This window comes from Candidatus Dadabacteria bacterium (genome assembly GCA_026705445.1).
GTDB lineage: Bacteria > Desulfobacterota_D > UBA1144 > Nemesobacterales > Nemesobacteraceae > Nemesobacter.
Genome location: JAPPAR010000010.1, coordinates 1 through 14,921 on the forward strand (window position 1 = coordinate 1; position 14,921 = coordinate 14,921).

The 14,921-nt window shown below is 53.1% G+C and carries 13 protein-coding genes; 8 read left to right on the forward strand and 5 right to left on the reverse strand.

All coding sequences use genetic code 11. The features are described from left to right. Positions 1 to 215: 215 nt before the first annotated feature. The 5 genes from OXG75_01480 to OXG75_01500 all read right to left on the reverse strand — a co-directional run bounded on the left by OXG75_01480 (position 216) and on the right by OXG75_01500 (position 5,209). Positions 216 to 1,106, reverse strand: coding sequence for a nucleotidyl transferase AbiEii/AbiGii toxin family protein (locus OXG75_01480; protein MCY3624664.1), 891 nt, complete (start codon positions 1,104 to 1,106; stop codon positions 216 to 218). Next, on the reverse strand, positions 1,099 to 2,007 hold the full coding sequence (locus tag OXG75_01485; protein MCY3624665.1) for a hypothetical protein: 909 nt from the start codon (positions 2,005 to 2,007) through the stop codon (positions 1,099 to 1,101). The genes OXG75_01480 and OXG75_01485 overlap by 8 nt, the downstream gene beginning before the upstream one ends. A 226-nt stretch (positions 2,008 to 2,233) precedes the next feature. Beyond that, positions 2,234 to 2,914, reverse strand: a complete 681-nt coding sequence (locus OXG75_01490) for a diphthine--ammonia ligase (GenBank protein MCY3624666.1) — start codon at positions 2,912 to 2,914, stop codon at positions 2,234 to 2,236. Positions 2,915 to 2,965: 51 nt separating this feature from the next. Continuing rightward, positions 2,966 to 3,697, reverse strand: a complete 732-nt coding sequence (locus OXG75_01495; GenBank protein MCY3624667.1) for a TerB family tellurite resistance protein — start codon at positions 3,695 to 3,697, stop codon at positions 2,966 to 2,968. An 81-nt stretch (positions 3,698 to 3,778) separates the two neighbouring features. Beyond that, positions 3,779 to 5,209 (reverse strand): DUF4403 family protein, encoded by a 1,431-nt coding sequence (locus OXG75_01500; GenBank protein MCY3624668.1) that lies wholly within the window; start codon positions 5,207 to 5,209, stop codon positions 3,779 to 3,781. Between the two features lie 173 nt (positions 5,210 to 5,382). On the opposite strand from OXG75_01500, the gene OXG75_01505 reads away from it, so the two are divergent. The 8 genes from OXG75_01505 (at position 5,383) to phoU (ending at position 14,912) form a co-directional block, all read left to right on the forward strand. Beyond that, the gene (locus tag OXG75_01505; protein ID MCY3624669.1) at positions 5,383 to 6,012 is read left to right on the forward strand and encodes a TetR/AcrR family transcriptional regulator; all 630 of its coding nucleotides are present in this window, start codon (positions 5,383 to 5,385) and stop codon (positions 6,010 to 6,012) included. A gap of 33 nt (positions 6,013 to 6,045) precedes the next feature. Continuing rightward, positions 6,046 to 7,218 carry an aminotransferase class I/II-fold pyridoxal phosphate-dependent enzyme gene (locus tag OXG75_01510; protein ID MCY3624670.1) on the forward strand — a complete coding sequence of 391 codons (1,173 nt, stop codon included), beginning with the start codon at positions 6,046 to 6,048 and terminating at the stop codon, positions 7,216 to 7,218. Between the two features lie 77 nt (positions 7,219 to 7,295). After that, positions 7,296 to 8,132 (forward strand): M48 family metallopeptidase, encoded by an 837-nt coding sequence (locus OXG75_01515; GenBank protein MCY3624671.1) that lies wholly within the window; start codon positions 7,296 to 7,298, stop codon positions 8,130 to 8,132. Between the two features lie 162 nt (positions 8,133 to 8,294). Next, on the forward strand, positions 8,295 to 9,287 hold the full coding sequence (locus OXG75_01520) for a phosphate ABC transporter substrate-binding protein (protein MCY3624672.1): 993 nt from the start codon (positions 8,295 to 8,297) through the stop codon (positions 9,285 to 9,287). Positions 9,288 to 9,424: 137 nt separating this feature from the next. Continuing rightward, positions 9,425 to 11,719 (forward strand): ABC transporter permease subunit, encoded by a 2,295-nt coding sequence (locus tag OXG75_01525; GenBank protein MCY3624673.1) that lies wholly within the window; start codon positions 9,425 to 9,427, stop codon positions 11,717 to 11,719. Next, positions 11,712 to 13,328 carry a phosphate ABC transporter permease PstA gene (pstA, locus tag OXG75_01530; GenBank protein ID MCY3624674.1) on the forward strand — a complete coding sequence of 539 codons (1,617 nt, stop codon included), beginning with the start codon at positions 11,712 to 11,714 and terminating at the stop codon, positions 13,326 to 13,328. Before OXG75_01525 ends, pstA begins: the two co-directional genes overlap by 8 nt. Positions 13,329 to 13,361: 33 nt before the next feature. Next, positions 13,362 to 14,222, forward strand: a complete 861-nt coding sequence (gene pstB, locus OXG75_01535) for a phosphate ABC transporter ATP-binding protein PstB (GenBank protein MCY3624675.1) — start codon at positions 13,362 to 13,364, stop codon at positions 14,220 to 14,222. Positions 14,223 to 14,246: 24 nt separating this feature from the next. Then, positions 14,247 to 14,912, forward strand: a complete 666-nt coding sequence (gene phoU / locus OXG75_01540; GenBank protein ID MCY3624676.1) for a phosphate signaling complex protein PhoU — start codon at positions 14,247 to 14,249, stop codon at positions 14,910 to 14,912. Positions 14,913 to 14,921 lie beyond the last annotated feature (9 nt).

Below are 14,921 nucleotides of genomic sequence, written 5' to 3' on the forward strand. Positions count from 1 at the left end.
CTTTATTATAACACAAACAACGGCCTTTTCTATACCTTACCGTGAGAAATCCGGGTTAGTGTGATTATGGATAAATTTAGATTGGTGTTTGAAGTAGTTTGGAAAGTGTTGTTGGTTGTTAATTTGCTGGGCCTGACCTATTATTTGGCGTGTCGGGCCCCGCTCTAAGAAAGGCGGAAGCCTAGTGGTGTGAGTCCGCAGAAATCTGCTATTTTTCAGGGGGTCCGTGTTGTTTGCCAGGGCAGGTCTCTGTAGAACTGCGAAACCCGTGCGAAACAATCTTCAAAATCCGGCACTTCCCCCAGCTCAAGCTCCATAGTCTGCCAGTCTGCCCCCGACCGTCTTTTTATTTCGGGGTGGTCAAGAGACATACGGGTCGGACTGATGCGGCGCGAGTTGCATTTCTCGATAAGAGCATCCAGGATCTGCGCACGGCAGGAATCGTCAATCTGGTCATCCGCTATCAGCAGGTCGAGATCATAAACGTCCTGTCGCCGGTTGCGTCTGCGCGCAAGCTGCTGAAGCATGGCGCGATATTTTTCGGCGATGAGATCTACGAGGCCGTAAGCCCGCAGTTGTTGTCCTCCGGTCAGTTCAAGCACTTGGAATTGTCCCAGCGGTTCATTAAAGGAGATGTCAAGGTTGATCACGCTGGTGGTTTTACCTTCCGAGAGTGCCGTCTCTTCCCTCGTGCCTCGTCGTGCGTAGGCGATTTTTAGTTGCAGTGCGGGGAATTGCGCTTTTTCAAAATCCATTTTTGGCGGGAGGCGCTTCACCGAGTAGGTTCTGACAATGAGGTCGGCATAACCAAGTGCGGTGGCAGCTCTCGGTAGCGCCGAATCCAGAAGTCTTCGGATTTTGTTGTCGACATTGGCCTCTGCGGTGAGATATGTCGTCAGATCTATATCAGATGTTTGCCTCGGGCTGTCGTAGGCAAGTCCCATCAGGATGCCGCCTTTTAGGAACATCTCCACATTCAGAGGAGTTGTCATGGCGATTGAATTGAGGACAATCTCGATCGTCTGGCGTTGTCGGTAGGCTGCGGGGTCGGGCTTTGCCCGTTCAACCCAGTCCGCGACTTTGATTTCAAGTACGGGGTTAGACATTAAGCGATATCATCCAGGTTTCGGAAAAAGTAGGCGCATAGGCCTCAGTCGGATCGAGTTTGCGGCTGCTCCCGCGCTGACAGAATTTCTTCCAACTCTCAATTGTACCGTGACGCAGGCCCAAGCGCTCTTCAAGTATATAACCGGCCCGACTTTTTACAATGCCGTTTTCGCAAGAGTCGACTGCGGAGACGATGTCGTCGAGATAATTTTCCGCGTGCTCTTCCCAGACGTCGAGAATATAAGACATGCCTCCGCACAGATCGGGTCTTCTGAGCATGTCGAGGAACGTCTGCCCGATCGTAGAGAGACGAAATTCGCTTCCCCGGTTTCTGAGCCACTTCCCCGGTGCCTTGCTTTCGTGAACTCGGATAGCTCGTCGCCTCACGCGGTCCGGATGCCCTATGATTTTCAACGGGAAAGGAGTGGTTTCGTCTTTGCCCAAGACTTCTTTCATGTAATTCCGAATTCTCTGCGCCGCAGTTCTGCGATCGGGGCGCGTAAGCATCAAGGCATTCGACCTCCGGTCGGTTAGCCCCCACCGCTGCATGGCAGAGAGGTGGGATACGTAGCATGTCGGGTCGACGAGACAGACGATGTCTTCTGCGGGAAGGTCGGAAATGGCCAGCACCCTGATGACGCGTCCGCCGTAATCCCTATCTGTTGCAACTATGGCTGTTTTCTTGAAATCTGATATTATCCGGGTGTAGTCGTCTTTCGTCGGAACGTCTCGGCGCAGGTACAGTTTTCTTCCGCCGTGATCCCGATACATTTTCCGAACGATCTGGAAAAAATCGAACTCCGTGAGAACTGGCTTGTTATTTTTTTCCAGCAGTTCCGCTAAGTAGCGGCCAGCACGAGTTAGTCTTGTCGGATAGATTATGGGAATTTTGTTCGGCACGGTTCTAAACTCTCTTTCCTGTTTCCGTTATATGTCCTTAGGACATATAACGGAAACAGGAAGGGAAGTCAAGAAAAAATATTTTAAGATTGAACATCTTCGGACGAAAAGGTTTTTTAAAACGAAGTATGAGGGAAAAGGAATTAGAAATTCTATTTTTCCTAGGTTGAAGATGTTTTTACGGACGTGCGTATTAAAATCAATGAGCATAATCGTCGGACCGGGACTAGGATGCACGGTGCGAACTTAATAAGAGGTCGTAGAAAAAGAAACCGTTTCTTTCCACTACCGTACCGCCTGTGAACTCAATCGGCCAGGAGAATATCGGTCCGTCGAAAACAAACGTGTGGAATTCCCCGTTCTCTCCGCAGGGGTCGACCCCGCTTGGAAGGTCATCAAGAAACGTCGTGTCGAAATGGCGTCCGGCGAAGGACTCATCAAGCATTTTGGAGTAAACGCATACAGTTACCGCACGAAACCCTTCGTCTATAAAGGTCCGGGCTAAAGACCGAGTCGGCTTCTTCCACAGGGGGAAGAGGCAGGTTAATCCCGAGGCCGCGAGCTGCCGTTCTCTGTAATCCCTAAGATCTTCCAAGAATATATCGCCGAAGGCAATCCGGCGAATGCCCTTGTCGCGGATATTGGAGAACGCCTTTCCCATTTCCTGTTCGTAGACAGCATTTGACGATTCCGGCGGCACCACGACTTCCACAAGTGGTAGACCTAAGGACTCCGCCTGTCTGCGAAGCAGCGTACGACGCACTCCGTGCATGCTCACCCGATCGTAGGCGTCAGTTACCGTCGTCACAAGTTCCGCCACGCGGTATTCCCCGCGCTTTCGGATTTCCTGAAGCGCCATGGCACTGTCTTTGCCGCCGCTGAAGCAAAGGGCAATCGGTTCGCTCAATGGAAAAATACTCCTTTCAGGGTGTCCTAGGGGACCGTCTGCGTAGAGGGATCAGATTGCCTTTCGCTCCTTCTCGATCCGGTCGTAGGCATCGTTTATGACTGCGAGCTTCTCGTTTGCCGCATCAACAAATTCCTGGGGAACGCCTTGGGCGATCAGGCTGTCGGGATGGTGCGCGCGGACAAGTTCGCGGTACTTGCTTTTAAGTTCGTTGTCCGAGATGTCCCTTGTAACTCCCAGGACTTCGTACGGATCCGGCTTGTCGACGCCATGTGCGGCGCGAATCCGCCTGAATGCCGCTTCGCTCAGTCCGAATATCTCGGCCACGCTTTTGAGATACTCATTTTCCTTGGTGTGGTAGACGTTATCGGCCTTGGCGATGAGAAACAGGCAGTTTAAAAGCTCCTCAAGAACTGCGGGGTTGCCCCTGAACATTTCGGCAAGCTGCTGTGCGTAGGGCTCAAAGCCTTCTGAGTCTTTCTTAGCGATATTGAAGACGCGGGCAACCTCGGCTTCTTTTACCTCGTCCCTCAGGATCGGATGAAACACCTTTCGGAAAGCTTGGATCTCCTCTTCGCTTACTACCCCGTCAGCTTTAGCCATCTTGGCCGCCAACACTATAACTCCGGCCGTGAAGGCGATCTGTTTTCTCGAGCGCGTGTCGGTTGGTCGCTCCCCGGTATCCACGAACGCGTGACCCGCCATGGCACCGAGCAACTCACCGATAGGGCCACCGAGAGCAAAACCCGCGGCACCGCCGATTATTTTTCCCCATACGCTCATATGATTTTCTCCTCTAAAAAATGTACCAGAAAAACTCCACTTCGAAATCTCCTCCAGAACTTCTGGACGCGAAAAAATACGCTAAGGAATTGCCTGCACTCTTGCCCTAACCCTGCCTTCTGCCGTGAGGACTAAACGCAGGTGTTCGGGCCCCACGTCAAGGCGGGTCAGGCGCACCTGGCGCACCTTGCCCGTAACCGAGACGTTCTCCGATGAAAGCGCCAAGATCGCGTCCTCCGCACCGTCTCGCAGTTCCTCAAGCTTAGGCCCGAGATCGAATGGAAGACGCTTTGAGATGGCTTCCAGTAGCAGTGGCTCCGCTGCCTTTCCAGCCATTGAGAAAAGCACGTTTTGCGAATCGATATCGAGTGCTACGTTTTCCAGCGTTATGGTCTGAGTCTCGGCGTCTAGTTCCGGTTCGGCAACCACGTACAGGATTCCCTTCACTTCCGTGTCTGAGAGGATTTTGGCCTCCACAGCCACCGTGGTTTCAAGCAGAAGCTTTTCTCCATACGGGTGAACCCTTATTGCCTTTATGGCTATGGAGATGTTTTTGCCCACAGACTTGCCGACTACCTCCTCGGCGAGTGTTCGCTCAAGCGTTTCGTAGTCGAGTATGGTGGGCATAATGATTTCGAAGCCTTCTGGCTTTGGCTTTTCTAGGAGCAGGGTTCTCGGGAAGGGGCATTCTGGCTGCGTTTGCTCTGTCAGGATGCGCGTTTTTACTTCAACTCCAATCGTAGTGCGGATGTCTTTGCGGCCGATGCGGATCTGTGCTGCGCGCGCAACTACGGGCCTTGTTTCAAGCCAGAGATCCGAGTCTTCTCCAAGCGGTGTTGAACCGCAAAGCCTCTTCCAGCCTTTTCTTACCGCCTGCTCAAAAAAATCGCTCCTGGCCACGCTTTGGTTAAGTTGCGTGCGAAGCGCATCGGCCGTGATTCGAACTCCGGGAAGTATATCTCCTCTTACGTCAAGGCTTCCAATGCGTTTTATCGGTATGTCGGCCTTTTGTATATCTATTTTTACCTCGGAGAGGTTCGGGGATACGCGCCAGTTGGTCTCAAGGGTCGGACTCGCGGTGAGGGAGACGCTTGCAAGTACGTCGCCGCGTGCGTTTACGTCAAACTTTCTTATCAGCCGAAGAGTCCCCGCTGCGCGAGCCTCTCCGCTAAGCCCGGTCGCTATGTCCAGCGCTCCGCTTCGGCCCAATACCTGAAGACGGGAACGGCTTAGATTCCAGCTGAGTTCGCTTTGGGCGAAAGGTCTTCCGAGACTGTTTTTCCTTGAACCCGACTCCTGCTTCGGCGTCTTGCGCTCAAGCGCTTCCTCTATTGCAGCTATGGGAACGGAGACTGGGATAGTTGCTCTTGAAAGATGCTCCGCAAGCGGTTCAAGCGCCGGGGTCTTGTGAGTGGGTCTTTCGGCGTCATGCCTCGACACGTTCTCCGAGAGGAAAACCCCCGCCGCGAGAATCACCCCGAGCACGAAAATGACCAGTATTATCCTTCCCATATTGAGGATATATGGTAAGGGAATTTCTGCGAATTTAAAGATTTTGGTCTCTTTGGGAGATTTCATCTGCTGTGGGATGGCCGGACCCTGATTTCAACAAGCTTAAATTTCTCCTTGACAATTTTTTAAGGACTTGTTAATCTGACTGACGAGTCAGTCAGTGGGTGAGGAGTATGGTTCAGACTAACAGCGTTCCCCAGAGAAGTACGCAGAGCACACAGACGTCCCGCAAGTTCAGGCGCCGCGACGAGATATTAAGAGCTGCGACCGACCTTTTCTCCGAGAAGGGCTACCACGAGGTCACCATGGAAGAGATAGCCGAGGAGATGGGCGTATCGAAAGGAACCCTCTACAACTACTTCTCTTCCAAGGAGAATCTCTACCTCGAAATCCTTAAGGAGAGCTTCGAGGCCATAGAAGCGCTCCTGCATGAGGAAGTAGAGAATTCGGACCCAGCCCCCCTGAAGCTCCGCAAGCTGCTTACGACCATATTCACTTTCTACAGACAGAACTTGAAGGTTCTTCGCATACTGAGCCGCGACGAGACTCATCTTCTTAAGGAACACTTTGAGCTTACCGAGAAGTGGAGAACGCGGCGGGTGAGGCTCTACGAAAAGATAATAGAAAAAGGCATAGACGAAGGAAGCTTCGTGAGGCAGAATCCGAGGCTTCGCGCCCTCATGCTCTACGGGGCCGTGGGCGCGGTAATGGTTCACCACGATTTCTCGATGGATGCGGGAGAGGTGGCCGACGCGGTTTTCTCGCAGCTTGCTTCCGGACTGCTGATAAACAAGGACTCTTAGCTTTTTGAAAAAAACTTAAGGAGGAGAGGAGTTATGTCATCATATGGATACAGTTCGCGTACCTCGCACTTTGTTCCGCCCAAGCAGTGGGCGAGCATGAGGGTCGCGAGGGAACTTGAGAGGAAAACGGGAAAAAAGATCATTCACTTTGAAAAGGGTGATTATCAGGGACCCGATTTCGATACGCCGGAGCATGTTCTTGACGCTACGGAGCAGGCGCTTAGAGACGGTTACGTAAGGTACGACCCAGGGCCGGGACTTCCCGAGCTTCGGGAGGCCATAGCGGAGAAGATGGGTGAGCGGGGAAGACCCACGGAACCCGACGAGGTCATAGTGACGGCGGGAGCGAAGCACTCCCTTACGATGAACCTTCTTACCTTTCTTGAGGACGGGGACGAGGTGATATTCCCGAACCCGGGATATCCCCCCGATGAGGTATGGGCCAAGTACGCAAACGCGGTGATAAAACACACCCCGCTTACAAAGCCCGACTGGCAGTTCGACGTTGAGAAGCTGGAAGGACTCATCACCCCGAAAACGAAGCTCGTGATCATAAACACTCCCCAGAGGCCGAACGGCCACCTGGTGGAGAACCCCCAGGAGATAGCCGATATGCTTGAGCGCCATCCCCAGGTGATGATCATATCTGACGAGATATTCTCCCAGGTAACCTTCGGAAAGCCGCATCTCTCGATCTCATCGATAGAAAGCATACGCGACAGGGTGATCTGCATAGACACGTTCTCAAAGACATGGGCTATGACAGGGTGGAGAATAGGTTGGACCGTGGCCCCGAGGCCGGTTATCGAGAAGCTCTCTATATTCCTTCAGGACTCAATCACAAACGTGGCTGCGTTCATACAGAAGGCAGCGCACGCGGCTCTAACCGGGCCGCAGGACTGGGTTGAGAACAAGCTGGTTCTGCTTGAGCAGAAAAGGGACCGTATGGTCGCCGGGCTAAACAGCGTCGACGGTATAACATGCGATACTCCCGACGGTGCGTTCTACGCCTTCGCCGACATTTCGGGAACGGGACTTACCTCCCAGGAGTTCACCGACAGGTTGGTTGAGCGCGCGGCGGTCGCCGTAGTGGCCGGCACAGCATTCGGAAGCCAGGGGGAGGGTTACGTGAGGGTTACCTACGCGTGTTCTGACGACGATATAGACGAAGGAATGAAAAGGATGAGGGAAGCGGATCTTTCCTGATTCCATTAGTTTAGAAAGTTAGGCTTTTTACTTGACTCAGGGCCCGCAGGCTTGCGGGCCCTGAGAATTAACGGAAATTGAGGTCGATATTTAAAAGGAAAAGTCTTTTTCCGGCCGGAGTTCTGCTTTTTCTGCTCCTCCTCGTTGCGTGCGCCAGGGCCCCGATTACCAACAGAACGCAGTTTATACTACTCCCCCAGGCCTTCGAAATGCAGCTTGGCGCAAGTGCGTACGTGAACCTGCTTGAGACCGAGAAGATCTCGCGTGATGCGCACTACAACGGGGTCGTGAGGAGGGTCGGACAGCGTATAGCCGCGGTTTCCCACACCCCCAACCTCAGGTGGCGGTACACCGTTTTCGATAACGACAAGTTGGTGAACGCCTTTGCGCTTCCCGGGGGGAAAATCGGGGTTTACACCGGGATGATGCCCGTTGCCAAAACCGAGGCGGGGCTCGCTACCGTGATGGCCCACGAGGTTGCCCACGCAACGGCGCGCCACGGAGGGGAGAGGCTTACTCTCGGAATTCTGCTCCAGATGGGCTCTGCGGCGCTCGCGTCGGCCATGAAGAAAAAGGACAAAAAAACCACAAGCAGGGTTCTTGCCGCCTACGGGGTGGGGACAACGCTCGCGGTCGCCCTGCCGTTTTCAAGAAAGCAGGAATCAGAGGCCGACAGGATAGGCCTCATATACATGGCAAAGGCGGGCTATGATCCCCGCGAGGCCATCCCCTTCTGGGAGAGGATGGGGGCTGCGGGACGAGGGGCTCCGCCCGAGTTTCTCTCTACCCACCCCGGGTACAGGACCAGGATAAAAAACATCCGCAAGTGGATGCCCGAGGCGCTCGAATACTACGAGGCGAGCCAGAAGGCTCCCAACAGGCGCATAGTAATTGCCGAGGGAACCGGACGCTAGCACAGGAGAGCGGCTTTTTCTCCGAAGTTTTATCAGTTTTTTCCACATTCTTTTTTGTTCATCTTTTTTTAATTGCTTCTTAACACCCGCTTAACTTTTCCGGGTTTTAATTAATCCGACTTGCTTGGTTTGTTTTCCACTATCTTAAGGAGGATTCTCGTAATGAAGAATTTCAGTGTTACGTCGTGTTTTACGCTTTTTGCGATCGTTTACACGCTTGCCTCCGGTTCTGTCGCGGGGGCCCAGACGGTCAAGGTTGATCCGTCCATACCTTTCTATGCGAAGGCGACGGGCGTTTCGGGGAACATAGACAGCGTGGGTTCCGACACAATGAACAACCTTATGACGTTCTGGTGCGAGGGATTTTCAAAGTTCTACCCCAATGTTAGATGTCAGATAGAGGGTAAGGGTTCAAGCACTGCCCCCCCGGCTCTCATAGCGGGGACTTCCCAGTTCGGACCCATGTCGAGAATGATGAAATCAAAAGAGATCGACGCCTTCGAAAAGGAAACCGGTTACAAACCGACTGCGGTTCCGACGTCAATTGACGCTCTCGCGGTTTACGTCAACAAGGATAACCCGATCGGGTGTCTTTCGATAAAGCAGGTAGACGCCATTTTCTCAAAGAACAGAAAGTGCGGTGGCGGTTCCGATATTTCTATCTGGGGGGCGGCTGGGCTCGGCGGCGATTGGTCCGGCAAGCCGATAAGCGTCTATGGGCGAAACTCGGCTTCAGGGACCTACGGTTACTTCAAAAAGAAGGCGCTTTGCAAGGGCGACTACAAGGACACCGTCAAGGAGCAGCCGGGATCCTCCGCCGTTGTGCAGGGAATTACTGAGGATCTCCAGGGAATCGGCTACAGCGGCATCGGGTACAAAACTTCCGGAGTGAAGGCGATCGAGATTGCCAAGACCGCCGAGAAGGGCTGTTTCGGGCCCAGTATCGAGAATGTCGTCGGCAAGAAGTATCCGCTCGGAAGGTATCTTTATCTTTACGTGAACAAAAAGCCGAACGAAGCCCTTGATCCGCTACGCCTTGAGTTTCTGAAATACATTCTGAGCCAGGAGGGACAGGAGATAGTAATAAAGGACGGTTATCTTCCCTTGACCGCCGGGAAAGCCTCTGAGTTAAGAGACCTTATAGGTGCGAACTAGGTATGCTATTTAAGGCTTTTTGCGCGGATGGACCCGGAACTGTTTCGGATCTGCCTGCGTTCGGCCGTTTACCCCGGGGAGGTCGGATTTTAAGCCGTCTTTTTCGCACCTGATGTCCCGGGTGCAGGGTAATTTCATTGTCAAGCGATAGAACTGACGAGCTTGGAATCGAAGAAAGTTCCAAGCAAAAGCAGATACGGAGAAGAAAGCTCTACGACAGGCTGGCGAGGCACGTGGTGTTTGTCGGCGGTGCCGGAATCATTCTCTGTATCATAGCGATACTTTTTTTCATAGGGATCGAAACCGTACCTCTGTGGAAAAGTCCCGGGAAAAAGCTTGAGAGCGTCTCGGAAATGAAAGATCGTCTTGTTTCCGGGACGGCTGCCGGGCAAGTGCGTATTTTCGACATAGGGGTGGATGAGTATAGGGAGCAGTTTTTCACGGTGGACTCCCTAGGGTCGGTACGCTTCTTCACTCTGGAAGAAAAACCCAAGTCCCTCAAGACTCACACCATTTCTCACAAGACAGTCGGCTATACCTCTTTTTATAATGCCATAAGCAATACTTCCTACGCGCTTGCTGACCGGGAAGGCTACGTAAAGCCTTTCGATGTAAGCTTCGGGGTCGAGTTCCGCGAAGGGACGGAAAGAACCGTAGTATCAAAAGTGACGGAGGGAGAAGCCCTTCGCGTAACGCAAGAACCGATAGAAATCTTCGCCTATCAAAGCTCGCCCGAGACCGGGGCTCCGGTAGTCGCGGCCTACACGGCCTCGGGGCGCCTCATAACCTACTTGGAAGTCAAGGAGGAAGGGTTTCTGGGAGAGAGCGAAACTGAAATCTTCACGACCGATCTTACAGCGGAGCTTAAAGGAGTCGCGGTCACCGGAGTGCAGATCGATTCCGAAACCCAGAACCTCTACGTCTCAACGAAGAACGGGAAACTTTATCACTGGTCGCTTTCAGACCCCTCTTCTCCGGAACTCAAATCCACGCTTGGGGCTACTGCGGGTCCCGGGGTGGCAGTTACTAAAATAGGGTTCCTTCTAGGTCACCGTTCCCTTATTGTCGGTGACTCCGCGGGAAACGTGAGCGTGTGGTTTGAGACCACAGGTGGCGGCGAAGAAAGCAAGCTCACTAAAGTGCACGTCTTGCCTCCGCTTCCAGGGCCGGTAGACAAGTTCTCCGCGTCGCAGAGGGGAAGAGGTTTTCTTGCTTCAGACACCTCGGGAAACATATTCCTTTATCAAGCCACTTCCGCCACGAAGCAGCTTGATTTTCCGGGCCGGGGGAAGCCTTATGCGGGGATTAGCTTTTCTCCCAAGGCGGACGGGGTGGTGGCTGTGGATTCCGATATGGCGCTTTCAAGCTACTATCTTGATAATCCGCACCCCGAGACGAATTTCCGCTCCCTTTTCGGAAAAATATGGTACGAGGGTTACGACAGGCCCCGGTATGTTTGGCAGTCAACGGGAGGGACAGACGAGTTCGAACCCAAGTTCAGCCTGACGCCGCTTGCCTACGGAACCATGAAGGGCGCCATATACACGATGCTACTTTCGATCCCGCTTGCGGTTCTGGCGGCAATATGCGTTTCGCAGTTTCTCCATCCCTCCATAAGGAATGTGGTAAAGCCCGTGATAGAGGTAATGGCGGCGCTTCCAAGCGTTGTGCTCGGATTTCTGGCGGGTCTCTGGCTTGCGCCGCTGCTTGAAAAGGTCTTTGTCGCGATTCTGGTGATGCCGTTTATTGTGATCGCGCTTACCCTTCTTGTGCTTTTCCTGTGGCACCGTTTTCCGTTCTCGCTTTCGGGGAGATTCCGGGTGGGAGCCGAGCTTTTCACGCTCGTGGGAGTGATAGGGATTGCCGCTACGCTTTCCCTGTGGCTCAACAGTCCGCTTGAGAGCCTCGTTTTCGCCGGGGACTTTAGGGACTGGTTTTTCAGAATGTTCGATCTTCGCTACGATCAGAGAAACATGCTGGTCGTGGGATTCGCGATGGGCTTTACGGTGATTCCCATCATATTCACAATCTCTGAAGATGCGCTCTCGAGTGTTCCAAGGACTCTTTCTGCGGGATCTCTGGCCCTCGGGGCCAACAGGTGGCAGACGGCTACAAGAATAGTTCTGCCCTCGGCGAGCGCCGGCATATTCTCGGCCATCATGATAGGTTTCGGAAGGGCCGTGGGAGAGACGATGATCGTGCTCATGGCCACGGGCAACACCCCGGTCATGGACTGGAGCTTCTTTAACGGCTTCCGGGCTCTTTCGGCCAACATCGCGGTCGAGCTTCCCGAAGCCCCGCACGGGGGAACCCTCTACAGGGTCCTTTTCCTGACGGCGATCCTGCTGTTTGCGGTCACCTTTCTGCTTAACACTCTGGCGGAGATTCTAAGCCAGAGACTGAGGAGGAAATACGCTCAATCCGATGCCTAAACTCTGGAAAGCAGGCGACGCCTACATTTGGATATCGGGCCTTGCCCTCATGATCACGCTCGTGATGATAGGAGGACTTCTGTTTCTCATAGCCGCAAAGGGTCTAGGCTCTATGTGGCCGACGGACATCGGGCGCTACACGCTTAGAGACGGCTCTGTCTACCTAGGGCAGTTTCGAGCCAAGGAGTCCGTGCGGGATAGCGACGGAGTAAGAGGTTCTGAGTCTCGGATTAAGCTCAAGATAGGAAACAGGGACCTCTACGGTCTTGACTTCAAATGGATAAACGAGGCGGACATAGCGTCGCGCGGCTATCCTCGCGACGCCGTGATTTTGGAACGGCACGAGTGGGGTAATTACCACGGCTACCTAAAGGAGATAAGGAAGAACGGGGTGGTGATCCCGGGCGGGGACCCTGAGGCTTTCTCCGTGTTTCGGGATCTCATACGCGACTCAAACGAGATACACGCCAAGATACTTAAGATAGAAAAGGGCGAGATAGGAGACATAAATTACGGGATTGAAAAACGGCGTCTTAAGCTCCGTGGCCTTGCGATGCGCGGCGAAGGCGATCCTGTTAAGGAGGCCGAGCATCGCCTGAAAATAAAAGAATATGAAGAGCGCTACAAGGAAAGCGAGGCGAAACTCGAAGCGCTCTACTCGGAACTTAACAGAAACGAGGCGGTGATGATCTCCGCCGGGGGAGACGAGAAGGTAATCCCGCTTGGGAAGATCGTGCTTGCCTTTCGTCCAAACGACATGGGATTTGCGGAAAAAGCCGGTTTTTACGTCAAGAGATTCTGGGGATTTGTCTCCGATGATCCGAGAGAGGCAAACACCGAGGGCGGAATCTTCCCCGCGATATTCGGTACGGTGCTCATGGTGTTTATCATGAGCATAGTGGTCATGCCTTTCGGAGTCATAGCGGCGCTTTATCTCCGGGAGTATGCTAGGCAGGGAGTGATGGTGAGAATTGTTCGGATATGCGTTAACAACCTGGCCGGGGTCCCCTCGATAGTGTTCGGAGTTTTCGGAGTGGGATTCTTTCTCTACGGCGTAGGGGGCATAATTGACTCCGTGTTTTTCAAGGAGGCTCTCCCAAGCCCGACTTTCGGCACGGGAGGAATACTGTGGGCATCGCTTACCCTTGCTCTTCTCACTGTTCCGGTGGTAATAGTCGCGACCGAAGAGGGGCTCGCTGCAGTTCCGAGAAACATAAGGGAGGGATCGCTTGCGCTCGGGGCAACGAAGTTCGAGACCACCTGGAAGGTGGTTATCCCGAGTGCGCTTCCGGCCATACTTACGGGCCTTATCCTCGCGGTCGCCCGGGCCACCGGAGAGGTGGCGCCGCTCATGATAACGGGGGTTGTGAAGCTTGCGCCTGATCTTCCCATAGACGGGCACTTTCCCTTCCTTCACCTCGAGAGAAAGTTCATGCATCTCGGGTTCCACATATACGATCTCGGCTTTCAGTCTCCAAATGCCGAGGCGGCAAAACCCATGGTGTTCATGACCGCGTTTCTGCTCATACTGATAGTTATTGTGCTTAACATAACGGCGATAATAATAAGAAACAGGCTAAGGAAAAAATACGCGACTTCCGCGGTGTAGTTTAATAGGGTATAAGTAGAGGAGGAAGACTTAATGCTGTCTGGAAAACCGATGGAAAAACAGGAGTTCAAACCCCCGGAGACAAACGGCGTTTCCCCGGCTCCCAAGGCCAAGAAACCGAAGAAGGCAAAGTCCGTTCCCGATCCCTTGGCCGAGGTCGAAAGCTTGAGCCTTTTTTACGGCGCGAAGCAGGCTCTTCGGGACATCAACATGAATATCCCGAGAAAACAGGTCACGGCGTTTATAGGTCCTTCGGGCTGCGGTAAATCCACGCTGCTTCGCTGTTTTAACCGCTTAAACGATCTCATTGATGACTGCAGGACCGAAGGGGACATATCGATTAACGGCAAAAGCATATTCGATTCCGATGTCGACATCACCGATCTTAGAAAAAGGGTCGGTATGGTATTTCAGAAATCAAACCCGTTTCCCAAATCGATCTACGAGAACGTCGCCTACGGAGCCAGGATAGCGGGGATCAAGAAGAAATCTGTTCTTGACGATATCGTGGAGAAGAACCTCAAGCGCGCCGCCCTCTGGGAAGAGGTAAACGACAGGCTTAATGACAGCGCCATGGGTCTTTCGGGAGGTCAGCAGCAAAGACTCTGCATCGCGAGGGCAATAGCGGTTGAACCGGATGTGCTTTTGATGGATGAGCCCTGCTCCGCGCTTGATCCCATAGCTACGGCCAAGATAGAGGATCTTGTTACGGAACTTAAAAGCAAGTTCACCATAGTGATCGTGACCCACAATATGCAGCAGGCCGCCCGGGTCTCGGATTACACGGCCTTTATGTACATAGGAGACATAGTGGAGTTTGACACCACGGAGAAGATATTCCTTAACCCTGCCAAAAAACACACTGAAGACTACGTCTCGGGCAAGTTTGGCTAGGCATCTCCGAAGGAGCAATTACAGATGATAAAGTACCAAGGGGAACTCGTGCTTCTTAACAAGAAACTGCTTGAGATGGCATCCCTTGTCGAAACCATGATTGCCAAGAGCATAAAGGCCCTTCGCGAAGGCAACATGATTCTTGCTCAGGAGGTTATCAGCACGGACGACCAGGTAAACTCGATGGAGATCGAGATAGACAACCTCTGCATTAAGATACTGGCTCTTTACCAGCCGGAGGCCACAGATCTGCGGACCGTCACCATGATAATGAAGGTCAACAACGATCTTGAGAGGATAGGGGACCATGCCTCGAGTATCTCGAGACTGGCTCTTTTCATGGCCGACTACCCGCCTATAAAGCCGCTTATTGATATTCCCAAGATGGCTGACAAGGCGATGGAGATGCTCCGCGAGGCCTTGGACGCGTTTATAAGAAGCGATGAACGACTCGCCGTCGAGGTCTGTCGCAAAGACGACGAAGTCGATAACTACGAACCCCAGATAGTGAGGGAGCTTATAACCTTTGTGATATCGGACCCCTCAACGCTTAACCGGGCGCTTCGCTACATTTACGTTGCGAGGCATCTTGAAAGGGTGGCGGATCTTGCGACCAACATAGCCGAGAACGCCTACTACATAGCCACCGGAGAGATGCTTAAGCATCAGCACACTTCGGAGATGAACTGACCGCCGCGC